This window comes from Leekyejoonella antrihumi (assembly GCF_007845645.1).
Taxonomy (GTDB): domain Bacteria; phylum Actinomycetota; class Actinomycetes; order Actinomycetales; family Dermatophilaceae; genus Leekyejoonella; species Leekyejoonella antrihumi.
This window is the reverse complement of record NZ_VCQV01000021.1, coordinates 49,657-73,908: the sequence shown is the minus strand read 5'-3', so window position 1 is coordinate 73,908 and position 24,252 is coordinate 49,657. Positions and strand designations below refer to the sequence as shown.

General features: G+C 68.6%; 19 protein-coding genes and 1 riboswitch. Of the genes, 12 read left to right on the top strand and 7 right to left on the bottom strand.

Annotation, left to right across the window (positions count from 1 at the left end; genetic code table 11):
• Nucleotides 1-51 precede the first annotated feature (51 nt).
• The 3 genes from FGL98_RS14870 (at nt 52) to FGL98_RS14860 (ending at nt 6,052) form a co-directional block, all read left to right on the top strand.
• On the top strand, nt 52-1,134 hold the full coding sequence (locus FGL98_RS14870) for a DUF4185 domain-containing protein (protein WP_186526186.1): 1,083 nt from the start codon (nt 52-54) through the stop codon (nt 1,132-1,134).
• Between the two features lie 14 nt (nt 1,135-1,148).
• Nucleotides 1,149-5,024 carry an ATP-dependent RNA helicase HrpA gene (gene hrpA, locus FGL98_RS14865; RefSeq protein ID WP_146317811.1) on the top strand — a complete coding sequence of 1,292 codons (3,876 nt, stop codon included), beginning with the start codon at nt 1,149-1,151 and terminating at the stop codon, nt 5,022-5,024.
• Nucleotides 5,025-5,107: 83 nt separating this feature from the next.
• Complete coding sequence (locus tag FGL98_RS14860) at nt 5,108-6,052, top strand: PAC2 family protein (RefSeq protein WP_146317810.1); 945 nt, start codon at nt 5,108-5,110, stop codon at nt 6,050-6,052.
• A gap of 13 nt (nt 6,053-6,065) precedes the next feature.
• On the opposite strand, the gene FGL98_RS14855 is transcribed toward FGL98_RS14860, so the two are convergent.
• Genes FGL98_RS14855 through FGL98_RS14840 form a run of 4 tightly spaced genes read right to left on the bottom strand, consistent with a single transcriptional unit; the run spans nt 6,066 to nt 10,225 of the window.
• Nucleotides 6,066-7,727 carry a DNA polymerase gene (locus FGL98_RS14855; protein ID WP_146317808.1) on the bottom strand — a complete coding sequence of 554 codons (1,662 nt, stop codon included), beginning with the start codon at nt 7,725-7,727 and terminating at the stop codon, nt 6,066-6,068.
• A gap of 31 nt (nt 7,728-7,758) precedes the next feature.
• Nucleotides 7,759-8,859 carry a hypothetical protein gene (locus tag FGL98_RS14850; protein ID WP_146317806.1) on the bottom strand — a complete coding sequence of 367 codons (1,101 nt, stop codon included), beginning with the start codon at nt 8,857-8,859 and terminating at the stop codon, nt 7,759-7,761.
• A gap of 32 nt (nt 8,860-8,891) precedes the next feature.
• Nucleotides 8,892-9,341 (bottom strand): SufE family protein, encoded by a 450-nt coding sequence (locus FGL98_RS14845; protein WP_146317804.1) that lies wholly within the window; start codon nt 9,339-9,341, stop codon nt 8,892-8,894.
• Nucleotides 9,338-10,225, bottom strand: coding sequence for a sulfurtransferase (locus tag FGL98_RS14840; protein WP_146317802.1), 888 nt, complete (start codon nt 10,223-10,225; stop codon nt 9,338-9,340). The genes FGL98_RS14845 and FGL98_RS14840 overlap by 4 nt, the downstream gene beginning before the upstream one ends.
• Nucleotides 10,226-10,334: 109 nt before the next feature.
• On the opposite strand from FGL98_RS14840, the gene FGL98_RS14835 reads away from it, so the two are divergent.
• From FGL98_RS14835 to FGL98_RS14810, 6 genes are all read left to right on the top strand, one after another.
• Nucleotides 10,335-11,009, top strand: coding sequence for an EcsC family protein (locus tag FGL98_RS14835; RefSeq protein ID WP_146317800.1), 675 nt, complete (start codon nt 10,335-10,337; stop codon nt 11,007-11,009).
• 105 nt (nt 11,010-11,114) lie between these two features.
• A complete protein-coding gene (locus FGL98_RS14830; RefSeq protein ID WP_146317798.1) occupies nt 11,115-12,149 on the top strand; it encodes a DUF4192 domain-containing protein in 1,035 nt (344 codons plus the stop codon).
• Nucleotides 12,150-12,181: 32 nt separating this feature from the next.
• Nucleotides 12,182-12,294, top strand: a riboswitch (SAM riboswitch).
• Between the two features lie 33 nt (nt 12,295-12,327).
• Complete coding sequence (gene metX / locus FGL98_RS14825; protein ID WP_146317796.1) at nt 12,328-13,551, top strand: homoserine O-acetyltransferase MetX; 1,224 nt, start codon at nt 12,328-12,330, stop codon at nt 13,549-13,551.
• A gap of 53 nt (nt 13,552-13,604) precedes the next feature.
• On the top strand, nt 13,605-13,994 hold the full coding sequence (locus FGL98_RS14820) for a universal stress protein (RefSeq protein WP_146317794.1): 390 nt from the start codon (nt 13,605-13,607) through the stop codon (nt 13,992-13,994).
• A gap of 235 nt (nt 13,995-14,229) precedes the next feature.
• Entirely contained in the window at nt 14,230-15,801 is a 1,572-nt protein-coding gene (locus tag FGL98_RS14815; RefSeq protein ID WP_146317792.1) for an RNA polymerase sigma factor, read from the top strand.
• 115 nt (nt 15,802-15,916) lie between these two features.
• Entirely contained in the window at nt 15,917-16,564 is a 648-nt protein-coding gene (locus FGL98_RS14810) for a hypothetical protein (protein ID WP_146317790.1), read from the top strand.
• A 202-nt stretch (nt 16,565-16,766) separates the two neighbouring features.
• Here FGL98_RS14810 and FGL98_RS14805 read toward each other — a convergent pair whose 3' ends face one another.
• From FGL98_RS14805 to FGL98_RS14795, 3 genes are read right to left on the bottom strand one after another with little or no spacing between them, the layout of a single operon-like run.
• Nucleotides 16,767-19,055, bottom strand: a complete 2,289-nt coding sequence (locus tag FGL98_RS14805; protein WP_186526185.1) for a transglutaminase TgpA family protein — start codon at nt 19,053-19,055, stop codon at nt 16,767-16,769.
• Nucleotides 19,052-20,314, bottom strand: coding sequence for a DUF58 domain-containing protein (locus FGL98_RS14800; protein ID WP_146317786.1), 1,263 nt, complete (start codon nt 20,312-20,314; stop codon nt 19,052-19,054). The genes FGL98_RS14805 and FGL98_RS14800 overlap by 4 nt, the downstream gene beginning before the upstream one ends.
• The gene (locus FGL98_RS14795) at nt 20,311-21,318 is read right to left on the bottom strand and encodes an AAA family ATPase (RefSeq protein ID WP_146317784.1); all 1,008 of its coding nucleotides are present in this window, start codon (nt 21,316-21,318) and stop codon (nt 20,311-20,313) included. Before FGL98_RS14795 ends, FGL98_RS14800 begins: the two co-directional genes overlap by 4 nt.
• 387 nt (nt 21,319-21,705) lie before the next feature.
• Here FGL98_RS14795 and mraZ point away from each other — a divergent pair, with 387 nt between their 5' ends.
• The 3 genes from mraZ (at nt 21,706) to ftsL (ending at nt 24,016) form a co-directional block, all read left to right on the top strand.
• Complete coding sequence (mraZ, locus tag FGL98_RS14790; protein ID WP_146317782.1) at nt 21,706-22,140, top strand: division/cell wall cluster transcriptional repressor MraZ; 435 nt, start codon at nt 21,706-21,708, stop codon at nt 22,138-22,140.
• Between the two features lie 191 nt (nt 22,141-22,331).
• Nucleotides 22,332-23,315, top strand: coding sequence for a 16S rRNA (cytosine(1402)-N(4))-methyltransferase RsmH (gene rsmH / locus FGL98_RS14785; protein WP_146317780.1), 984 nt, complete (start codon nt 22,332-22,334; stop codon nt 23,313-23,315).
• Entirely contained in the window at nt 23,312-24,016 is a 705-nt protein-coding gene (gene ftsL, locus FGL98_RS14780) for a cell division protein FtsL (RefSeq protein WP_146317778.1), read from the top strand. Before rsmH ends, ftsL begins: the two co-directional genes overlap by 4 nt.
• The last annotated feature ends 236 nt before the right edge of the window (nt 24,017-24,252 follow it).

Sequence of the window (24,252 nt, the reverse complement as noted above, 5' to 3'; positions counted from 1 at the left end):
GCGCCATGGTCGGATTCGACGGCGAAGCCCGGACCCACGCACAGTGCGTCGGTGCAGCTCGGACCCACGCGCAGTGCGTCGCTGTCGGCGACCTGCCCCGCCGGGGGAGCGCTCCCGGCCTACGACGTGGGCGGTCTGAACACCTGGATGTCGGCACTGCAGGATCTGCCGCAGTGGCAGGCGGCCGATGTCGGACTCACCCTGCCGTTGCAGGACGGCCGCACAGTGTGGGTATTCGGGGACACCCTTCGCCCGCTGCACGTCAGTCCGAGGTTCGTCGCGAGCTCGATGCTCATCTCGTCGGGCCAGTGCGTTGCGCAGGTGCTGCCGGCCGGCGGTGGCCCGGTGATCCCGGCCGGGTCGCACAAGCAGGTCTGCTGGCCGACCGCGGGTGTGGTGCTGCCTTCGCCCGCACGCACGAGTACCTCCCAGCCGGCCACCGACCAGCTCGACATCAGCTGCTCGAGGGTCCGCCGTGGCCAGGGCGCGCTCAACTTCACCTACCTCGGCCTCACCATGGCCCGGTTCACGGTGCCCCGCGGGGGCGTCCCCACCCTTGTCAAGACCTGGCAGGTGACTCCTGACGACACCGATCCGTCTCAGATGAACTGGGGGAGCGCACTACTCCATGACGGCGACTGGATCTACATCTACGGCACGCGGCTGCAGCAGCGGGGCGGGAGCGCGCGCAGCCTCTACGTCGCGCGCGCACCCGTGGGCGCACTGGACGCCGCTCGAGCCTGGACCTACTGGACGGGTCGGGACTGGGTGCACGATGCGGCTCGCGCACAGTCGACGCTGCCCGCTGCTGTAGGGGTGTCCCAGTCGCTCACGGTGAGCCAGGTCGGGGACGTCTACGTCATGGTCTCCAAGGACGGCGGAGATTTCGCCGACGACGTCGGAGTCTGGAGGTCCGACACCCCGCTCGGACCCTGGGTCCTCAGCTACACCAGGGCGGTGCCGTATGACGACGGCTCGGGTGTCCTGACGTATGAGCCGTTGGCGCATCCCGACCTTCCCCTGGCGGATGGCAACCTGCTGGTGTCGCTGTCGCGCAGTCCGACCAATCTCACATCCCTGCTCGCGGACCCGGCGCTCGGGCGACCAGATTTCATCGAGGTGCCGCTGCCCTGACAGACTGACGTCTGATGAGCAACCCAGATCGGCGCCCTGGACAGCGGCGACCACGCCGTCGTCACCACGAGTCCGCCGAGGCCCGCGCAGAGCGATGGGGTCGGCGTCAGTCGCTGGTGCCCGAGATCCGTTATCCGGCAGAGCTTCCGGTCACGGCCGCGCACGACGAGATCATGGCAGCGATCCGGGACAACCAGGTCGTGGTGATCGCCGGGGAGACCGGCTCGGGGAAGACGACGCAGATCCCGAAGATCTGCCTCGAGCTCGGCCGCGGGATCAAGGGCACCATCGGCCACACCCAGCCCAGGCGGATCGCGGCCCGATCGGTGGCGGAGCGGATTGCCGAGGAGCTGGATGTCACCCTCGGAGACGCGGTGGGCTACCAGGTGCGGTTCGCCGACCACTCGAAGCAGGACACCCTGCTGAAGGTGATGACCGACGGGATCCTCCTGTCGGAGATGCAGCGGGATCGGGATCTTCGCCGCTACGACACCCTCATCATCGACGAAGCCCACGAACGGTCGCTCAACATCGACTTCATTCTCGGCTATCTGAAGCAGCTCCTGCCACGCCGGAGAGACCTCAAGGTCATCATTACCTCGGCCACCATCGACCCCGGGAAGTTCGCCGATCACTTCGCTGTGGACGGCAATCCCGCGCCCGTGCTGCAGGTGTCCGGTCGGACCTACCCGGTGGACATCCGCTATCGCCCCCTGGTCGCCGAGGTCCCGGGGCGAGGCGCCGACGCGCCGCCAACGCTGGTCGACGTCGACCAGGTGACCGGAATCATCGGTGCGGTCGAGGAGCTGTGGACGGAGGCGGTCTCCGACGGTCAGCCGCAGGACATCCTGGTGTTCTGCTCCGGGGAGCGAGAGATTCGGGACGCCGCGGATGCGCTCACGGGCCTGGAGCTGCCGCACACCGAGGTGCTGCCGTTGTATGCGCGACTGTCGGCGGCGCAGCAGCACCGAGTCTTCAGCCGGCACAGTGGCCGCCGCGTCGTGCTCGCGACCAACGTGGCGGAGACGTCGCTGACCGTGCCCGGGATCCGGTATGTCGTCGACACGGGCACCGCTCGCATCTCCCGTTACAGCCAGCGCACCAAGGTGCAGCGGCTTCCGATCGAACCGGTCTCGCAGGCCAGTGCACAGCAGCGGTCGGGGCGGTGCGGCCGGGTGGCCGACGGTGTATGCATTCGCTTGTACTCGCAGGAGGACTTCGAGGCCAGACCAGAGTTCACCGACCCCGAGATCGTGCGCACCAATCTGGCGTCGGTGATCCTGGCGATGACCTCGCTCGGCCTCGATGACATCCAGCGGTTTCCCTTCGTCGAACCCCCGGACAGGCGACAGATCGCCGACGGTGTCCGGCTGCTGACCGAGCTCCAGGCGATCGGTCCCGAAACGACGCAGCGGCGACACCGGCTCACGGCATACGGCCGATCGATCGCTGCCCTGCCCGTCGATCCGCGGCTGGCACGAATGCTGGTGGCCGCGGCCGAGAACGGCGCGCTGCGCGAGGTTCTCGTCATCGTTGCCGCACTGTCGATCCAGGACCCGCGAGAGCGGCCCGTCGATGCCCAGGCGCAGGCGGACCAGTCGCACGCACGGTTCAAGCACGAGGACAGCGACTTCATGTCGTACCTGAACCTGTGGCGGTACCTCAAAGAGCAGCAGAAGGACCTGTCCGGCAGTGCATTTCGGCGCATGTGCAAGCGGGAGTACCTGCACTATCTGCGAGTTCGCGAGTGGCAGGACCTGCACCGCCAGCTGAAGGAGGCGTGCAAACAGCACGGCCTGCGTCCCAACGACAATGCCGCCGCCCAGGACACCATTCACCAGGCCATGCTCACCGGACTGCTGTCGCACGTCGGCCTGCGAGACCGGGAACGGCGCGACTACCTCGGCGCCCGGGGTGCCCACTTCTCGATCCAGCCGGGGTCGAGTCTCTTCCGACGCCAGCCGGACTGGGTGATGAGTGCCGAACTGGTCGAGACCACGCGCCTGTGGGCGCGCGTCAATGCGCGCACCGATCCGGCCTGGGTGGAGGCGGCCGCGCAGCACCTGGTGAAGCGCACCTACGCCGAGCCGCACTGGTCACGCAAGCGCGGCAGTGTCGTGGCGGCGGAACGAGTGACGTTGTATGGGGTGCCGCTCGTGGCCGGGCGAAGTGTGGCCTTCGGCGGGATCGACCCCGAGCTGTCGAGGGAGCTGTTCATCAGGAATGCCCTGATCGAGGGCGACTGGCAGACGCACCACCAGTTCTACAAGGACAACCAGGCACTCATCCGGCATCTCGGCGACCTGGAGGCGCGTGCACGTCGCCGTGACCTGATGGTCGACGATGAGACGCTCTTCGAGTTCTACGACGCGCGAATACCGGAAACCGTCGTGTCCGCAGCACATTTCGACTCCTGGTGGAAGAAGAAGCGTCGGACAGACGCCGACCTGCTGACCTTCACCGAAGACTTCCTTGTCAGTGACGATGCCGCCACGGTCGATGCGACGGACTACCCGAAGTCCTGGGGCCAGGGCGACCTTACGCTGCGGCTGACCTACCAGTTCGAGCCCGGTGGCGACGCGGACGGCGTGACCGCGCACGTCCCACTCGAACAGCTCAACCAGGTCGGTAGCGACGGGTTCGACTGGCTGGTTCCCGGGATGCGTGAGGACCTGGCCGTCGCCCTCATCAAGTCGCTGCCCAAGGCGACCCGGCGCAACTTCGTCCCCGCGCCCGACCATGCCCGCCGGGCGCTGGCCGAGATGGACTCCTCCCGCGGGGCAGTCGTGGATGAGCTCGCGGACGCGCTCGCCCGGCAGACCGGCGCCCGCGTGCCGTCGGGCGAGTGGGACTGGCAGCGAGTGCCGGACCACCTGCGAATGACCTTCCGGGTGGAGGACTCTCGAGGTCGGATGATTGACGAGGGCAAGGACCTCCAGGCCCTTCAGGACCGCCTCTCCGGCGAGGTGCGATCGACCATGGCGCGTGCCGCTTCCGCGGTGGAGCGTGACGGTCTGACCCGGTGGACGTTCGGCGACCTGCCATCGATCTTCGAGCAGCGCTCGGGCGGGCGGGTGGTGCAGGGCTACCCGGCCATTGTGGATCGCGGTTCGTCAGTGTCGGTGCAGGTGCTTCCGACCACGTCGGAGCGCGACCACGCGACGCGGCTGGGCATCCGCCGTCTGGTCCTGCTCAACACGCAGGTGCCCTGGAAGCAGATCCTCGGGCTGCTGACGAACACCGACAGACTGACCCTCGGGCACAGCCCGCACGGCTCCATCGACGCCTTGCTGGAGGATGCGTTCGCCTGCGCCGTCGACGCGGTGGTGGCCGAGTCCCTGCCGTCGGGGACGGTCCGCACCGAGGGCGAGTTCGACGAGGCGCTGCGACTCGTGCGCCAGCAGGTGGTGCCGAAGGTCATGGAGGTCGCCACCCGCCTCGTTCCGGTGCTGGGCCACGCGCGCGAGGTGCAGCTCACGCTCGACGCCATGACCCAGGCCTCGCTCCTGGACCTGCGCGCGCAGGTTCAAGACTGGCTGGACGCCCTGATCCATCCCGGGTTCGTCGCGGACACCGGCCTGCACCGTCTGCCCGACCTGGACCGATACCTGCGGGCCATGATCGAGCGCCTCGAGAAGGCGCCGCGCGATCTGGGGCGCGATCGGCAGCGGGCCGACGAGGTCGCCGCGGTGGAGGGGGAGCGATCCGCCCTGCTGGAGCAGCTCCCGCGCACTCGACGCACCGACTCCGACGTCGTCGAGCTGCGCTGGTTGGTCGAGGAGCTGCGAGTGAGCCTGTTCGCTCCCCAGGTCGGGACACCGGTGCGGGTGTCGGCCAAGCGCATCTTCAAGGCCATGGACGCCGTGGAGGACGCCACTCGTGCCGGCTGACTCTGCCGTGCGGGAATCTGGTGGACGCACGAGGCGTTGCACCGACTAGCCAAGACGCCCATACGGACCAGGAGCAGGAGATCGTGCGAGACCCCCAGGAGCTGTACCAGTTCGAGACGGACACCCATGCCAGTGAGCTCGGCGCCGCCACGATGGTGGTGTCGCTCGGGGGTCTGATCGATGCCGGCCACACGCAACGGCTGCTGACCCAGCACCTGCTGGGCGCGCTGGAACACAGTGTGGTCGCGTCATTCAACATCGACGAGCTGCTGGACTACCGCAGCCGCCGGCCACTGATGACCTTCGACCGTGACCACTTCAGCCACTACGACGACCCGACGATGCTGCTCTATCGGATGCAGGATGCCGAAGGCACGCCGTTCTACCTCCTGGCCGGCCCGGAGCCGGACTTCCAGTGGGAGCGGGTCATCGAGGCGGTGCGCTCGCTGGTGCGGCGTCTTGGAGTGCAACTCGTGGTGAGCGCCACCGGCATCCCCATGGGAGTGCCGCACACGCGGCCGGTCGGGATGACGCAGTATGCCAGTGACACCCGCCTGATCCCACTGAACAGTGCGGTCTTCGGCATGGTGCAGGTCCCCTCGAGCCTCGAGACGCTGCTGCACATGCGATTGGGCGAGTCCGGCATCGACACCGTCGGCTTCGCGGTGCACGTGCCGCACTACCTGACGCAGACCGAGTTCGGCGATGCCGCGGTCGCGGCGCTCGGGGCCGTATGCGGGGTGACGGGACTGTCCATACCCGCCGAGGATCTGGTGGCGATGGCCAATCACGGTCGTGCGGAGATCGAGAAGCAGGTCGCCGACAGCGGGGAGGCCACGGAGGTCGTCCACGGGCTCGAGCAGCAGTACGACGCCTTCCAGGAAGGACTGCGACGGCAGAACCTGCTGAAGACCGAGCTCGCCGCCCTGCCGAGCGCCGACGAGATCGGCGCCGAGTTCGAGCAGTTCCTGCGCAAGGGTGACGACGATGAGCCCGGCGACGACCCGAAGGGGCCTCGCGAGGCGTAGGCCGGGGGCTCTACTATTCCTTCGCCTGCGACCAGCGGGCGATGACGCGGATGTCGGCGACGAAGCGCACCGGCATGCCGCCGCTCCAGTGGTGCGCCGCGGCGCCGAGGGTCTCCTGAACGAGCACCGCGGCCCGCTCGGCGTGCGGTAGCGGCACCTGGATCAGCAGCTCGTCGTGCAGGCACAGCACGATCTCAGCGCCGAGGGGCAGCAGCGCCTTGCGTGCGGTCAGCGCCCACGCCTTGAAGAGCTCGGCCGCGGCACCCTGCACGACCGCGTTGCGGGTGAATCGTCCCATCGCGCGCCGCGCGGGCGGCTCGGTTGCCGCCCTGACCGGTATCAGCCGACCGCCGTAGGTTGTCACGGCCTCGCCGCGCTCGCCCCGGGCGGCCGCATCCCGCAGGAACGCCATGGCCACGGGGTAGGAACGCTCCATTCGCTCCAGTGCCCCCGCTGCCGGGCCGGTGGTCTGGCCGTACATCGCCGCCAGGACCGCGATCTTCGCGGTCGGCCGGTCCACGGCCAACTGCTGCGCGACCTGCGCATAGAGGTCGTCGGCGGCCGTGGCCCGGGCAAGGACGGGATCGCCCGACACCACCGCCAGCACTCGTGGTTCGACCTGGCCCAGGTCGGCCCGCACCAGAAGGTGACCCGGTGCGGCGGCGACTCCCTCGCGCAGCGGGGTGGGCAGGCTGTGCAGCCCCGCACCGGCGGTCATCCGGCCGGCGCCGCCGTCGCACGCCGTCCAGGCGCCGCGGAGCCGGTCATCGGCGCCGACGTGCTCGGCCAGCCAGCCCCACCCGTAGGTGGTGGCGATTCGTTCGGCCTTCCGCCAGTCCAGCAGCGCATCCACGACCGGGTGGGTGTGGCGGTAGGGCTCCAGGTGATGCGCACGGGTGTCATCGACGCGGACTCCGACGCCGTGCAGCATCCGTTTGACCTCGGCCGGGTTGCGCAGGTCGGTGCGCTCAAATCCCGGGGCGCGTTGCAGCACCAGCAGATCCCGGGCGGTGCGGGTGCGGACACCGTCAGCCTCGGTCCGTGGTCTGGGCCCGGCAGCTGCCTCGATCAGCGACTCCATCCGCGCCCGGTCGATCGGCAGGCCGCGCTCCTCGAGCTCCACGCACAGCAGGGCCGCGCCGGACTCACTGGCCCCGGTGGCCAGTGCGTGGGGGCGTGGGTGCAGCAGCCCTTGCTGCCGTTCGGCGACCTGCAGGGCGAGCGTGCCCCAGGTGCGCAAGTGCTCCTCGCCGCGCAGCCAGTCGTCGGCGAGCACGTCGGGGGCAAGGTATCCGTCGGCCTGAACCACCTCGGCGCCGTCGCTGGGTACGTCGAAGAGGTCGCCGGTCCGGTGGGATGGGCGCCCGTCCGGGTTCAGACCATGGGCGGTCGCCCAGATCACGTCCGGCGCCGCGGCCAGGCCCCCGACCAGCAGCCGGTGTACCTCCCGCAGGTCCCAGGAACGGCTGAGCCGCAGATCCGTGCGCACGAAGGGGCGCGCGGCGTCCGCCTGCCACCAGACCCACCGGGGCGGCCCGCCCTCGCTCTCCTCGAGACGCCTCATCGTCGAGGCCACCTGGTCGATCGGGCCGGCGGCGAGGACACCGCCGCCGCCGACAAGTACCGCATACTCCTGCGCGGTGTCCACGGCGACCGCAACGGGAGAGCCCCGCATCCGTGACGGATGCGGGGCTCGTCGGTCCGACTCAGTGCTGACCGTGCGACTCACCATCCTGCGCCGCGTTGGGGTCTGGCGTCGTCGGGGTGGCACGGGTCGGCTGGTCATGTACGTCCTCGCCCTGGGTTGCCTGCCGGACCTGATCGGCGGACACGGCCTGGGTCGGGGCCTCCGTGCGATCCGGGCTCACCGGCGGAGGGTTGCCCGGCTGCTGGCCGCCGTACGGCTGGCCGTACGGCTCGTTGTACGGCTGGCTGCCGGGCTGCTGAGGCTGGTTCGGGGGCTGGTAAACCTGCTGGCCGTAGCCTTGCCCACCGTTCGGCTGGTTGTGACCGTAGGGCTGTGGCTGGCCGGACTGCTGGCCGCGGTAGGGCTGACCGTAGGGCTGGTGGCCGTAACCCTGCTGGCCGTAGCCTGGCTGACCGCCGTAGGGGCTCGGCTGACTCTGCTGGCCATATGTCGGCGTGGCACCCTGCTGACCGTATCCGGCCTGCTGCCCACCGGTCTGCTGGTGGCCGGCACTCGACGAGCCGTACGCGCCGGGGGTGCCGTACCCCTCGCCGTAGTAGCCCAGCCGGCCGTATGCCGCCGCGCCGGCAGGGACCGGAGCCCCGACACCGGGTGCGGCCGAAGATTTCGAGCGGCCGCGCAGGAAGAGCAGCACGGCACCGATGATGCCGATGACCAGCAGGATGCAGCCGAGGATGATCGCGATCGTCTGAAACCCGCCGCCGAGCTTGTCCGCCCGCGGCCCGGCGTAGGTCGTGCCGTCCGCGTTCTGGCAGTCGACCTGGTAGGAGCTGCCCGTCATCGCATCGGTGCTGCGGGCGATCTCCCAGTACTTCGTGCCGCTCGCGTCGATCGAGAAGTTCTTCGTCGGACGGTTCAACGTGAGGGTCTTGCCACCCGAGACGGTCGTGCACACCGTGTTGGCGCGGGCACTCTGCGAGGTGCTGTAGACGGAGAAGCCGCTGCTACCAGGGTTGATGGACTGGCCGTTGCCGAACGCCGACAGCTTGATACTTGCACCGGACAGGAGCCCGATGATGAGCAGGACCAGGCCAATCACCGCGACGCCCGCTGGGAGCGCCAGCAGCCTGTTGTCGCCGGAGCCAGAGGGGTTGGACATGGAGGCAACCTAACGCATTGGGGCCACAGCTCTCACCCGACCACTTGGTCGCGGACCTGCCGTTTGATCCGGCCGAGCATCGCGACCATACCGCGCAGCCGCAGCGGCGACACGGCTTCGGCGAGGCCGAAGCTGAACGGCACATCGTCGGGGACCGCCAGCACGATGTCCACCGTCTGACCGTCCAGCCCGGTGTGCAGGATCCCGGCGAAACCTCGGGTCGTCGGCGACTCCGGTGGCGCGTGGAAGAACAGCCGCACGGTGCCGTGGGGGTCCCCGGCCGGTTCGACCTCCACCGCCAGAAACAGCGGGGTCTGGCACTCGTCGACGCGCTCGAGCTCGTCGAGGTGACCCTCATACCGTTCCGGCAGCGGTGGCAGCTCGTCACTCAGCTCGAGCAGGAGCTGAAGCCGGTCTGGGACCGCCAGCTCGTTGAAGTCGTCGACGAGCTCGGTCAGCGACTCAGGGATCTGGCTGCTCATTCGTCCGATCCACTGGCCACGGGGACGCGCACGGCATTCCCCCACTCGGTCCAGGACCCGTCGTAGTTGCGTACCGAGTCGAAGCCGAGCAGCTGGGTCAGCACGAACCAGGTGTGGGACGAACGCTCACCGATCCGGCAGTAGACCACGATGTCGTCGCCGGTGTGCAGCCCCTTCTCCTGCTGATAGATGGCCTCCAGGTCGGCCCGCGCCTTGAACCGGCCGTCCTCGGCGGCCGCCCGGCCCCACGGCACCGACTTCGCCCCCGGGATGTGGCCACCGCGGACGGCGCCCTCCTGCGGGTAGCCGGGAATGCTGAGCAGCTCGCCGGAGAACTCACCAGGGGAGCGCACGTCGATCATGGGCTTGCCGATATGACCGAGGACGTCGTCGCGGAACGCGCGGATCGGGGAGTCCTCGCGCTGGGTCTCCGGGTAGGTCGCGGGCACAGCGGTCGGCACCTCACGGGTCAGCTCGCGGCCTTCCTCCGCCCACGCGGCGCGGCCGCCATCCAGCAGCCGTACGTCCTGATGGCCGAAGAGGGTCATCACCCACAGCGCGTAGGCCGCCCACCAGTTGCTCTTGTCGCCGTAGATCACAACGGTCGTGTCACGGCCGATGCCGCGCTCTGACATCACCTTGGCGAATCCTGCGGCATCCACGTAGTCACGGGTCACGGGGTCGTTCAGGTCGAGGTGCCAGTCGAGCTTGAAGGACCCCGGGATGTGACCGGAGTCGTACAGCAGCACGTCCTCGTCCGACTCGAGTACTACCAGATCGGGTAACCCCGCCGAAAGCTGATCGGCGAGCCACTGAGTCGAGACCAGCCGTTCCGGGTGCGCGTAGTCGGCGAATGATGGGTTCGAGTCAAGTTGTGCAGACATGTCGCTGACGTTACGCCGTGTCGATGACGCGGGCACGGGGTGGTCACCGAGGAGCGACCCGTCGCGGTCGTCCCGCAACCGGGCACGGCCTGGCTGGCAGGATGGCAGCATGCTTGGACGCAAGAAGGAAACCAACGGAAAGTCGCCGGCTCGACTCGAGGACGGACCCTTCGCCGGTAGCGCGCATGCGGTGGCGCAGCGGCTGCTCGACGTCGGTCTCGACGGCGGGGCCGGCTTCTCCTCGGCGCAGCAGATCGCCGACGACGCGCTGCGTGCCCACCCGATGCCCGAGGAGGCCATCGACGCCATTGTGACCGCCCATCGCAAGCTCGCGGCGGTGGGCGGTTTCGTCACCGGGTTGGGCGGATTCGTCACGATGCCGGCGGCGTTGCCCGCGAACGTGCTGGAGTTCTACCTGGTGGCGACCCGGATGGTCGGCGCGATCGCCGCCGTTCGCGGTTATCAGCTGTCCAACCCCTCGCTGCGCACGGCGGTCCTGCTGACACTGGTCGACGCGGACGCCGGCGCGGTCATGCAGAAGGCGGGGGTGGTCAGCACCGGCCGGCTCGCGAGCCTGGCCTCGCAGCGGCTTCCGGCCCCGGCGCTCATGGTGGTCAACAAGGCGGTGGGCTTTCGTCTGGTCGGCCAGGTCAGCGGACGAATGCTCCCCAACCTGGGTCGGGGGGTGCCGCTGGCAGGGGGCGTGGTCGGCGCGGGTCTGGATGCGTATCTGCTGAACAAGATCGGCAAGGACGCCAGACGAGAGTTCCCGCCACGGACCTGACAGAAGTCCCCGAGCGAGTCCACACCCCCGTTGGTCCGGTCGGCCCGTGCACACCTGAGCTCATGGGCACCCGCGGGCGCCGCTGAGACTGCCAGATTCTCTGGTATGTCGATTGTCATTCGCAGCGTCGGCCAGATGGCCGCCTACCTCCCCTACAGTCTCGGCTTCTACCCGCATCGTTCCGTGGTCGTCGTCGGCCAGATCGGTCGAGAACTGGGGATGACCGCCCGTCAGGACATCCCACCACCGGGTGCGACTGACCGAGAGGCGCGGCAGGTGGCAGCGTTGTTCGCTCGCGAGGGTCACGACAGTGCGCAGCTCTTCGGGATCGATGACGGTCCCGATCCCGAGCCACTCCTGCGTGCAGCACGCCGATCCTTGAGCGCACTGGGCATCCGAGTGAGCCACACCGCCCTGCTGGATGGCGTGGGAAACTGGCGGGCCCTCCAGTGCGCGTGCGGCGGGTGCCCTCGCGAGTGGACGGCCGTGCCGGATGTGAGCAAGAACCCGGCCGTGGCCGAGGCAGTGCTGCGTGGCATCGCACCGATGGACAGCCGAGCGGATGTCGAGGCCCTCTTGGTGCCGACCGATCCGACCCTGCTGGACCAGGTCGCCCGGGCCATTCGCCGGGGTGCCGGGCCGTCGCTGACGCAGGTGGGCGTCGCGGTGCGTCACCTGGTGCACGAGGACTTCTCCGGCGGTTCGCAGCTCTCGATCGCCGATCTTGCCGATGCCACCAGCGGGCTCCAGCGGATCGCGGTCCGCGATGGCGTGCTGTCGTGGCTGCTGCCCCAGGAGTTTCCCACCGTCGCAGCGGCCGACAGGCTGCCGGACCTGGTGGTGGCGCTCGGCCGATCACCCGGAGCGAGGGAGCATCCGGCGGACTTCTTCTGCGATGACACTGGGGGAGTGGCAAGCCGGTTGGCCGCCTGCGCCCGAAGCACCCCACGTGACCTCAGAGCGCCGGTGCTCACAGTGCTGGCGGCGGTCGGCTGGCTCGGCGGTGGGGGTGCCCTTGGACGGACCGCCGCCGAGCAGGCACTGGAGATCGACCCCGGTTACCGGCTCGCCCAGATGGTCCACCAGGCGTTCGAGCACTGTGTACGTCCCACTCCGCGAGAGGACCGGCATCCTGCATAGAGAGATGGGTGTCCAAATGGTAACCTCGAGTTGGTCAAGAGTCCCAGCGAAAAGCCCCGGCTTGCTGGGCGGCAACCCTCCACCGCGGTGGGGTGCCCCGGGTGAGGACAAGGTCATTTCGAGACTGAGATGACAAGCGCGGGGCCGTCCCACATCGGCCCCCTGATCGGGAGCCGTCATGACTGTGACCCACCACCGTCCACGATCGTGGCCGACCTGCCCGCAGGCCCCTGAGCCGCCTGCTCGTCGCCAGGTCGCTCGGCGCACCGACTACACCTGGGTTGCGCCACCCACCGATGCCAATCCGGCGGCACGCGCCGTGCGGTTCACCGACTTCTTGCTCGAAAGCGGTGCGGTCCTGCCCGAGCTGGTGGTGACCTTCCAGACGTGGGGACGACTTGCCGCGGACGCAAGCAACGCGGTCCTGGTGGAGCATGCGCTGACCGGCGACTCGCACGTGGTCGGCTCGGCCGGCCCCGGCCAGCCCACCGACGGGTGGTGGCCGGACCTGATCGGTCCGGGCTGCCCGCTGGACACCCAGGAACTCTTTGTCGTCGCCGTCAACGTGCTCGGCGGGTGCCGCGGCACCACCGGTCCGGGTTCGGCTGCACCGGACGGACAGGCGTGGGGCTCCAGGTTCCCGCGCACCGGCATCCGTGACCAGGTTGCCGCGGAGGCCGCGATCGCCGACGTCCTCGGTATCGAGGCGTGGCATCTGGTGCTCGGCGGCTCGATGGGTGGAATGCGGACGCTGGAGTGGGTGGCGTCGCACCCGGAACGCACGAGGGGTGCACTGGCCCTGGCGACCACGGCCTACGCGACGGCCGACCAGATCGCCTGGGGTCAGGCCCAGACCTTGGCGATCGCTTCCGACCCGGATTTCTGCGGCGGCGACTACTACGGGGGCGACCGGCGACCGACGACCGGTCTCGGCCTCGCGCGGCGGATCGCGCATACGACCTACCGCAGCGCGGACGAGCTGAATGACCGGTTCGGCGGGCGGGAACAGCCCGGCGAGGACCCGCTCGGCGACGGACGGTTCGCGGTCGAGAGCTATCTGGACCACCAGGCCGGCAAGCTGGTGGGCCGGTTCGACGCGGGCGCCTACGTGCACCTGACCCGTGCCATGTCCACGCACGACATCGCGCGGGGCCGCGGCAGCCTTGCCGACGTCCTCGGCGGCTACCAGGGTCTGCTGCGGGTCGCGGCCGTCGACAGCGACCGACTGTTTCCACCGGAGCTGTCGCAGCAGATCGTTGCCGCCCACGGGCGGGGACGGGTGCGCATGATGCACTCGACGCACGGGCACGACGGCTTTCTGATCGAGACCGAGGAGGTCTCCAGGATCGTGCGAGACGCTCTGGCGGACCTGGGCCCGTGCTCCACCGGGCGGGTCGGGTAGTTTCGACGGATAGGGCCCGCGGTCGGCGGTGCGTGAGGACGAGGAGGTCCGAGTTGACGATTGTCGTGGGATACGTCCCAACTCCTGAGGGGAACGCAGCACTCGAGCGCGCAGTGCAGGAGGCGAGGGCACGACAAGGCGATCTGGTGGTCGTCGACCTGTCCCGACACGAGCGCAACGACCCGAGCGAGTTGGAGGCCCGTGCCGCCGAGCTTGCGGGCGGTGACGTTCGCTTCCAGACCCAGGGTGTCGAGGACGGCAAGGACTCGGTTGACACGATTCTGGCCGTCGCGGTGGAGCACGACGCAGACCTTCTGGTGATCGGGCTGCGTCGGCGCACACCCGTAGGCAAGCTGATCCTGGGGGCCCAGGCGCAACGGATTCTGCTCGATGCCGCGTGCCCGGTGCTGGCGGTCAAACCGGACGTCTCGCAACGAGACTGAGCGCACGAACGGGCCTAGACCGCTGTGCCGAAGGGCACTTAGGTGGACCTGATGGAATGAATCGCCCGCTGGATCGTTTTATAATGGAGGCACCGCACCCGCCGATGAGAGTGGACCCCCTCGCCCGGCGCGTTGCAGAAAGCCCCAACCTCGGTAGCCGTCACCCCATGGCGGCAATGTCGTGGTGTGCCCGACACCGCGATCCGACAGCTTTGGAAGGTAGTTGGTGACGTCCGTGTCGAACCCCCCCTCTGTGCCCGTCCTCCCGGCAGAGTTCAGCCATCCCGTGCTGAAAGATCTGCTCGCGAACGGGCATGCGAACGGCTCCGTCGACAGTTCCGTATTGAAGTCCGCTCTGGAGAGCGCGCAGATCGCGCCGAAGCGGATGAAGACGGTGCTGCGTGCGCTCGAGGAGCAGGGAGTGATGATCACGTTGGACCCGGAAACGGCGCAGCGAGCGGTTGCCTCCACGACCGCCCGCTCATCGGCCACCCGTAACACCACGAGCAAGAGCGCGACCAAGAAGCCCACGACGACGAAGGCCGCGGCCAAGAAGTCGGCCGACCAGAATGATGAGTCGGCCGTCGAGAAGGCACCGGCAAAGAAGGCCGCTGCCAAGAAGGCGATGGCCAAGAAGACCACGACCCGTGCAGCGGCCGACGCTGCGGCCGCGGAAGGTGGGTCGGCACCCCGTCGCCCGGCCAAGAAGACCGCGAAGCGCGGCGGGCGCAAGCAGGCTGCCGACGTCGAGGTCGCCGACGAGGACCACGAGGACGATGAGTCCGACGAGTCGCCAACCAAGGCGGGCGAGGCGGAGGAGGAGTCCGAGACCGGTGGCTTCGTCATCCGGCAGGACAAGGACGACGACGCTCCCGCTCAGCAGGTGGTCACGGCGGGCGCGACCGCGGACCCGGTCAAGGACTACTTGAAGCAGATCGGCAAGGTTGCCCTGCTGAATGCCGAGCAGGAGGTCGAGCTGGCCAAGCGCATCGAGGCGGGGCTCTTCGCGGAGGAGCAGCTGAACTCCGGCGAGAAGATCGACATGAAGTTCAAGCGCGAGCTGTGGTGGATCTCGCAGGACGGCAAGCGCGCCAAGAACCACCTGCTTGAGGCGAACCTGCGGCTGGTCGTGTCGCTGGCAAAGCGTTACACCGGCCGCGGCATGCTCTTCCTCGACCTGATTCAGGAGGGCAACCTGGGTCTGATCCGTGCGGTCGAGAAGTTCGACTACACCAAGGGTTACAAGTTCTCGACCTACGCCACCTGGTGGATCCGCCAGGCCATCACGCGCGCGATGGCCGACCAGGCACGCACGATCCGCATCCCCGTCCACATGGTCGAGGTCATCAACAAGCTCGCGCGGGTGCAGCGTCAGATGCTGCAGGACCTGGGCCGTGAGCCCAGCCCGGAGGAGCTCGCCAAGGAGCTTGACATGACCCCGGAGAAGGTCGTCGAGGTCCAGAAGTACGGTCGCGAGCCGATCTCTTTGCACACGCCGCTCGGTGAGGACGGCGACAGCGAGTTCGGTGACCTGATCGAGGACTCGGAGGCCGTGGTGCCTGCTGACGCCGTGTCCTTCACCTTGCTGCAGGAGCAGTTGCACTCCGTGCTCGACACGCTGTCCGAGCGGGAGGCCGGGGTTGTGTCCATGCGGTTCGGCCTGACCGACGGGCAGCCGAAGACGCTGGATGAGATCGGCAAGGTCTACGGCGTGACCCGTGAGCGGATCCGGCAGATCGAGTCCAAGACGATGAGCAAGCTGCGTCACCCGTCCCGCTCGCAGGTGCTGCGCGACTACCTCGACTGAGCAGTCTCGCCGAAAGTCGGCATCGATGCAGGTCAGACCCACTTTGTCAGGGTCTGGCCTGCATCGTCTTGGGTAGCACAGCGCTGCTGGTCCAGACATCGGTTTAGTGGACCGAGTGCCCCGCCGCGTGACGCCGCAGGCGTCCAAGAATGCGCAGGCCAAGACGGCCACCGTCGGTGGTGCGTCCGGTTGCAAGTTCACTGACGTTGCACTTGCTCTGGGCAGAACCACCGCTGCTCACTTCTCCCATTGCCGGACATCGGCGGGGCGCACCTACTACCGAGGCCTGACACCGGCCAACGGTGAGTCCGTCGAAGTGGACGACGTGGTGTGGACTTCGAGCGACTGGCTGGTCACCGCATCCGACGGCACGTCCTATGAGATCTCGCCGGCCAGCATGGTCATCACCCTCACGACGGACGCCCGATTCACCTCCCGCATGGTCACCTACCGAGGATCTGGCGGTCAGCAGGTCGCCGGGCCGACCCCGGTCCGGCGCGACGCCAACGGGTTCGCCCGGGGAGGGCCGCCGACTCCGACCTCTCCGTCGAACTACAACCACCCGAGTCACGCAGACTGTCTGAGGTTTCTCACCGAACTGCGAGCGTGGTCGAACTACCAGAACCTGCACCGCCCGCTGGCTCGACCAACGACCTCCCCAGCAGCGGCGACGTGCAGTACCTCGGGTTGTTCTGCCACCTCAGCTACTGAGGCGACCACGAACTCAGTTCCGGGATATTTTGTTGCACAGCGCTCGCCATGACGGTCCAAACTCTTGAGAACAAGGGTTCTCGACTGACGGTTCGGAGTCCGCGCCGGTAGCCGCGGGCCCCTCGTTACCGCACTGAGATCGCAGTTTTCGGCGCCACCCGCCATCCAGATCGCAATTCCCAGCCCTTCCGAGGCGTTTTAGGGCCGAGTGTTGCGATCTCGACGAGGCGTGGACCAGCGGCAACCCGAGACCGTTACTCCGGACGACGGCGGCGAAGTAGCCGGGTCGGCAGGGCGGCGACCGCCCGGAGGGCGCCGCTGACGGCGCGGCGTCCGGTGGCCGGCAGCAACCAGGCCTTCACCCGTTGACCGGAGGGGACGCCCGCGCGAACCTGGCGCAGGACCTCCTGAGAGTCCTTTGCCAACGACTGTGGCCGATCGCCTGGTGGCGCGTAACGGGCCCGCTCGAGCGTCCGGGCCGCGCGGTGCAGGGCATCATCGTCGCGTGGCGACCCCAGCTCACCACGGCGGCGATAGTAGTCCTCAAGAGCACGCGGGGAGCGATCGTCCGGCGCGGCGATCCCGAGGTCGTCGAGTCGGGACTGCAGGACCGTCCACTCCGCCTCCAGCCGGTTCGTTCGGCCGGCGGATCCGCTGACGATCCTGTGCCGACGAGCCCATGCCAAGCCTGGAAGGATCAGCAGGAGCAGCAGTATCACCAGCGCGACGAGCACCCCGATGCCGACGGTGGACCACACGCCGAGCCCGCTGTCCGTTGTCGCGTGGGAGGTCGGTGCAGCGGGCAGCACGGGAGCACGCCTGCTCGGCGTCGGGGCCGACGCGCTGGGGCTCGGCGATGACAAGGCTTGATCCGGCTGTGTGGGGATCGCGTACAACGGGGGGGCGCCGGATCGCGCTCCCGGTGTTGGTTCGAACCGGGTCCATCCCATACCGGGAAACCACAGCTCCGGCCAGGCGTGGGCATCCGACTTCACGACGTGATACGCACCGGACGAGTCCTGCTGGCCGGGGAGGAACCCGACGGCCAGCCGTGCCGGGATGCCATCTGCGCGGGCGAGCATGATCATGGCTGTCGCGAACTGGATGCAGTAGCCCTTGCGGGTGACCAGGAAGTTGCTCAGGGGGTCCAGAGGCCGCCCGTCGGAGGCCTTCCGCCGAGGCGCCAAGGACAGCGAGTAGGTGAACGACCCCGACCGCAGATAGTCCTGGATCGCGATCGCGGAGTCGAACGACGTCCGTCCGCCGATCTTCTCGGCCAGAGCCACGACGCGCGCGCGGGCCTCCGTGGGCAAAGCCAGCTCATCGGCCGCGTTCGGTCGCCCGCCGCTGCCGCTTGGCTGGTCGTCGTCGCCCAGGCGCTCGTAGGTGAGCGAGTAGGAACTCGCCGGTCCGGAGGGCACGATCTGTCCGGTGGAGCCGTCGAACCTCCACGGTACGGACCCGAGGTTCGCGGTTCGAACGGGGAAGGGCGCCGCAAACTGGGGCGCGCCGATCGTGCTGCTGCTCACCTGCAGGGAGTAGGTCTGGCTTGCTGCCGTCGTGGCGGTGCCATCGGTCTGCAGTTTCGTGTTGTCACGACCCCGGACCAGATGGGTCGACGGCGGCCGCAGGTTCCACTGGCCGCCGGTATACCTGCTCGTAGCCAGGACGCGCAGTGGTGGAGGGCTGGCGTCGTTGGTCCGAAACACCAGCACGGGAGCAGTGCCCTGGGCCCGCAGGTCCTTGGCGATGTCCGCCTCGCTGCCGAACATCGACCCCGGCCCAGATCCACCCGAGTCGGTGGAGCGACTCAGGCCGTTGGCGAAGAAGTGCGGCGTGGAGCTCGGCAACGCGGCGGGTAGGACCAGGGCCAGCACCAGGCTGGCGACCCCGAGCCCCCGGGCCAGCGCGGCATGCCCCGAGATGTTGAACCGGTTCTCGAAGGTCATCGGTGTCGACGGTCGGGCGCGGGTGGAGGCCCAGCTGAGCATCTGCCGGCTGCTTCCGTGGGCCACCATGGACAGCCAGATGACGGCGACGGCAACGAAGTATGCGGGGTTGAGGCCGGTGGCCGCATTCGAGGCCGACAGCATGAACACGCCAAGCAGCGGTATCCCGGCCGCCGCGGGCCGGCGGAAGGTCACGGCCAGCAGGTCCACCGCAATGGCGAGAGTCGGCACGATGAGAGACAGGACGAACTCGAGCCCTGGAGTGACCGGCGCGGGGGCCGTATAGGTCACGAGGGTGTGGTTGGCATCCTCGATGAGGCCCGCGATCTGTTGGGCGAGCGCGTGCATGCCGAGGTGCTGCTCCAGGTCCAGCAGGAAGACGACAAGCAGGAGCCCGGTGACCTGAGTGAGGACCACGACCCCCCGGGCGGTGCCGGTCGCGCGGGCGGCCATGCCCAGGCCGCTGACCAGCAGGACCAACAGGATCAGTCTCCACAACCAGTGCTCGCCGGTCAGCAGCGTGGTGAGCGGCCAGGCCGCGGCAAGGGTGCCAAGTGCCGCGAGCAACCCCTCGGTGACGCGCGCGCGAGTCATAGGGCGCCCATTCGGAGCAGGCTGCGGCTGCTCACGGTCGCCCAGGCCGCCAAGATTCCCGTGTCGCCGCGAACGATGACGACTCGCCATCCGGCGCCGGCCAGCTGACCGCGGAGCCCATCCGCGGCGAGGCTGGTCTCGGCATTCGGGTGCGTAAAGCTGTGGGTGTCGAGGATGAGCGCGATCCCGGCCGCCCCGGCCTGTCGCAGCCCGGCGAGCTGGGCCGCACGGCCGTCATCGAGGTCGGTCAGAACGGCAACGACGATGGCACCGAGTCGGACGACCTCCGCCGTGTGGTTCACCAGGACTTCGTGTTGAAGGTCCTCATCGGGACCCGCGACCGCGAGCCATCGGACGATGTCCCCGGCCGGCGCGGCGGCGTCGATCAGCTCGGCTGACAGGGTCTCCACGGTGGCCAGGTGGGTGGAGTACTGCAGCTCGTCGAGTCGGACGGCGATCGAGGCGGCGGCGCTGACTGCCCACTCGAATGAGCTGCGGGTGCCGCTGCCCTGGTGCCCTGAGGCCCGACTGTCCAGCAGCAGCACGGCCGATCGCCGCGCGGGCTGCTCCTCCTGGCGGACCATCAGCTCACCGCGGTGCGCGGTGGCCGGCCAGTGGACCTTCCGCAGGTCGTCACCGTCGTGGTAGGCGCGGATGCTGACGTCTTCGGCGCCGTGCAGCGCAATCATCTGCGGGACCTCGCCCTCACTGCCCACTCCCGACCCCGGTGGCTTGGTCGCCCCGAGTGGCACGACCCGTGGAAGCACGAGGACCTCGTCGACCTGTCGGATCTCACGGGCCGCCGTCGTCAGGCCGAACGGGTCGGTCTCGCGCAACCGGATGGGGCCGAGATGGTGTCGCCCGCGCACGTGGCTGCGCACGACATACGTCAGTCGGCGCGCCGCACCGGGGTAGAGGGCGGGAAGGATGAAGCGTGGCCGGTCACCGAGAACGTAGTCGATCCGCTCCTCCGCGAGGCACAGCCTGGTGGCACGGCGCCCTGGGTTGCGGAACGTCACGCTGACCTGGGCGCGCTGGTCGGGTAGGAGGGTGGCGGGTTCGACGACGCGGGTGACCTCCACGTCGGGGGAGCGACGCCGACTGAGCAGCAACGTGAGCAGGGGCAGCACCACGAGCAGCATCCCGACCCGCGCGATGTCGACGTAGCCGAGCACGATACCGCCGATGGCCAAGGTCCCGCCGCCGGAGATGAAGACCAGGCCACGCTGGGTGAGGGAGCTGTTGCGGTGACGAATCATTGGGAGCGCGAGGCAGTGGGTACCCGCAGGTGCGCGACGAGCTCGCCGAGCACGTCCTCGGTGCGGCGGTGGAGGTGCTGAACGTCGCTGCTCAGGATGACGCGATGCGCCAGAACGGGGCCGACCAGCTGCTGAACGTCCTCGGGTATGACGTGGTCTCGGCCCTCCAGGGCCGCCAGTGCCTGAGAGGCACGCAGGAGCTGGAGGGCGGCGCGAGGAGACGCACCCAAGCGGAGCGCGGGGGAGCTTCGCGTTGTCGTGACGAGGTCGACGATGTATTGCCGCAGAGCCGGGCTGGCATAGAGCGTCGAGACACGCTCGGCCAGCCTGCGGATGGTCGCGGCGTCGGTGACCGGTTGCAGGTCATCCAGCGGATGCCCCTGCCCGTGGGTCTCCAGCATCGCGATCTCGGAGCGGGGGGTCGGGTATCCCATCGAGATGCGTGCCATGAACCGGTCGCGCTGCGCCTCGGGCAACGGGAAGGTGCCTTCCATCTCGATCGGGTTCTGGGTCGCCATCACCATGAACGGCTGGTCGAGCTCGTAGGTGGTCCCGTCCACCGTGACCTGGCTCTCCTGCATGCACTCCAGCAGTGCGGACTGCGTCTTGGGGGAGGCGCGGTTGATCTCGTCACCGACGACGATGTTCGCGAAGATCGCACCGCGACGGAACTCGAAGCCGTGCGAGTCCTGGTTGAAGACACTGACCCCCGTGATGTCACTGGGTAGCAGGTCCGGGGTGAACTGCACTCGTCGCATCCGGCAGTCGATGGAGCGGGAGAGTGCCTTGGCGAGCATGGTCTTGCCCACACCGGGAACGTCCTCGATAAGCAGATGGCCCTGGGCAAGCAGCACGATCACCGCGGTACGGATGACCTCCGGCTTGCCCTCGATGACGCAGGAGACGCCCTGGTGGATGGCCGCGGCTACCTCTCGAACCTCATCCAGCCCGATCGGCGGCAGCTGCGAACTCGGACCCGGTCTCTCGCCTGCAAATGAGTGCATGCCTCGATCCTGCCTGATCGGATGTCGGAGCAGGTCATGAACCCACCGGGACGGTGCCTATCCAGAGTAGGCACCAGGTGCTCGCGGCGGGACCATTTCTCCCTCGGCTGCTCCACTTCGCCCCACGGCACGGCGTTCGGGGCGCCGATCGCGGCGCTCGATGCCGGCCGGGCGGGGCCGGCGTCGGCGCTACCGGTGCGGAACACGGGATTGCGGAGGTGGGCCGAGCGACGATCCTCCACCCCGCTCCACGACTCTGACCAGCAACTTTGCCGGGTTGCGTGGGCTGTCGGGCAAAGATGAGGCGACATGTGGTGAGAAGTGGAGTAAAGTGGTGCGCGCTGGTGAACGACGGAGCAATTGTGGTCAGGGCGGGAGGTGCAACCGATGTTCTTGGGGACTCACCATCCACGCCTGGACGACAAGGGTCGGCTGTTCCTGCCGGCCAAGTTTCGCGACAAGCTCGCCAGTGGGCTGGTCATCACCCGAGGGCAGGAACGGTGCCTTTATGTCTTTCCGCTGGTCGAGTTCGAACGTCTTGCGGTCGAGCTGAACAACACGCCGGTGACCAACCGGGCAGTGCGCAACTTCCAGCGGGTGCTGCTGTCGGCGGCGTCCGACGAGATCCCGGACAAGCAGGGACGGGTCACGGTGCCATCCGTGCTTCGTGAGTATGCCGGGCTGGAGCGCGAGTGCACCGTCATCGGGACCGGGAATCGCATCGAGGTGTGGGACACCACCTCGTGGAACGACTTCCTGGCCGCCACCGAGGACGACTTCGCCGAGCAGGGTGAGGAGGTGATCCCTGGCGGGCTCTTCTGACACTTGGCCTCCATCCGCTTCGTCGCGCACAACGGGCCGACACACTTCCCCGGTGTCGGAGCGTCGTCCGGCGAGAGAGCGGCTGGGGACCTAGAGTCAGAACAGTCTCCCGGGACTCAACCTCTCCTGCAATGGAATCGCAAACTCTTCATCCGCCCGCCGCCGCACGACTGCTCCGTAAAGGTGACTTCATGAGCTCGAGCCGAGGGTCTGCCGAACTGCGGCACACCCCGGTGCTTCGCGAACGGATCGTCGAGCTCCTGGCGCCGGCGCTCGAGCGACCCGGCGCGGTCTTCGTGGATGGCACGCTCGGAATGGGCGGGCACACCGAGGCGATCTTGAACCGATGCCCCGAGGCGACCGCGTACGGCGTCGACAGGGATGGCGAGGCGTTGACGCTGGCCGGCGAGCGACTGGGCGGGTATGCCGATCGGTTCCGTCCGGTGCATGCCGTCTACGACGAGGCGTTCGACCGGCTCGACGAGCAGGGCGTGCATGAGGTCGACGCGGTGCTCTTCGATCTCGGGGTCTCCTCGTTGCAGCTGGATGAAGCCGACCGGGGTTTCGCCTACAGCAAGGACGCACCACTGGACATGCGGATGGACCAGGGGAGCGGCCGCACCGCGGCCGACGTCCTCAACACCTACCCGGTGGCCGAGCTCGAACGGATCCTGCGGGAGTACGGCGAGGAGCGGTTCGCTCGACGTATCGCCCGCGCCGTCGTGCGAGAGCGGGAGGAGACGCCGTGGTCGACATCGGGGCGGCTCGTCGAGCTGCTGCGGGACTGCATACCCGCCGCGTCACAGCGCAGCAGCGGCCACCCGGCCAAGCGCACCTTCCAAGCCCTGCGCATCGAGGTCAACGGAGAGCTCGACTCGTGGCGTGCCGCGCTTCCTCGTGCGATCGACCACCTGTGCGTCGGTGGTCGGGTCGCGGTGCTGTCCTATCACTCACTGGAGGACCGCATCGCCAAGCGTGTCCTCGCCGCCGGCGCCACCAGCTCGGCGCCCCCGGGGCTGCCGGTCGAACTGCCTGAGCAGGCCCCCTACCTGAAGCTTCTCGTCCGCGGCGGGCAGGCCCCGACCGCGCAGGAGACCCTCGACAACCCGCGTGCAGCATCCGCCCGGCTGCGCGCCGCCACCCGAGTTCGCTCGACGAAGGGATCGACATCATGAGCCAGCAGACCGCGGTTCGACAGCGGACGCGTCCGGCGCGCCCGTCCACGACGCATCCGAAGGCCCAGCAGGCGACCCCTCGCCTGCGCGTCGTGCAGCCGGCCGACACCCACGCGACCGAAGGGGTCGGTTTCGTGGTGGCCTGTCTGCTGCTGCTCGTCAGCGGTCTGGTCGTGCTGCTCCTGCTCAACACTGTGCGGGCCCAGCAGTCCTTCACGATGGACCGGCTGCAGGCGCAGTCCAACACCCTGTCGGACACCCAGCAGGAGCTGCAATCGGACCTGGACAACGTGAGCGCCCCGCAGCAGCTCGCGCTCAAGGCGCAGTCCCTCGGACTTCGTCCGGCGAGCAAGATTCGGTACGTCCGCAAGTCGGATGGCAAGGTGCTCGGCGTGGCGAAGGACTCCTCGCAGGCTGGACCGTTTACGGTGGGAACGCTTCCGACGACACCCGCTTCGCAGGCGGCGGGAGCCGCTCAGGCGGCGGCCTCCGCCGGCCTCGTGGCGGTCAAGCCGAAGCCCGCGAAGAAGCCGTCGACGGACGGTGCGGCCCACAGCACGGCGAAGGACAGCAAGGCAAAGAGCAAGTCAGGCACCACCTCAACTCCGAAGACGACGAGCAAGCCATCGGCCAAGGGCGCTTCCGACAAGTCCAGGTCGAGCCAGAACCCGAAGACCAACCCGAAGAAGACATCGAGGTGACCTGTGACCCAGCCCCGCCGACCCGCAACACCAGGGCGTCGTGTGTCCTCGGCTCCCAGGACGACCGGGCAGAGGCCGACCAGGAAGTCGTCGAGCGCATCGGCCGGTAGCGGGTCGCGCACCCACCGGGCGCGTAGCATCGCGGGGTCGGACGCCAAAAGATCCGCACCGCGGAAGCCGGCGGGCAGGCCCGGCAACGGTGCGCCGCGTGGGCCACGGCGTCCGGTGCAGCTCGG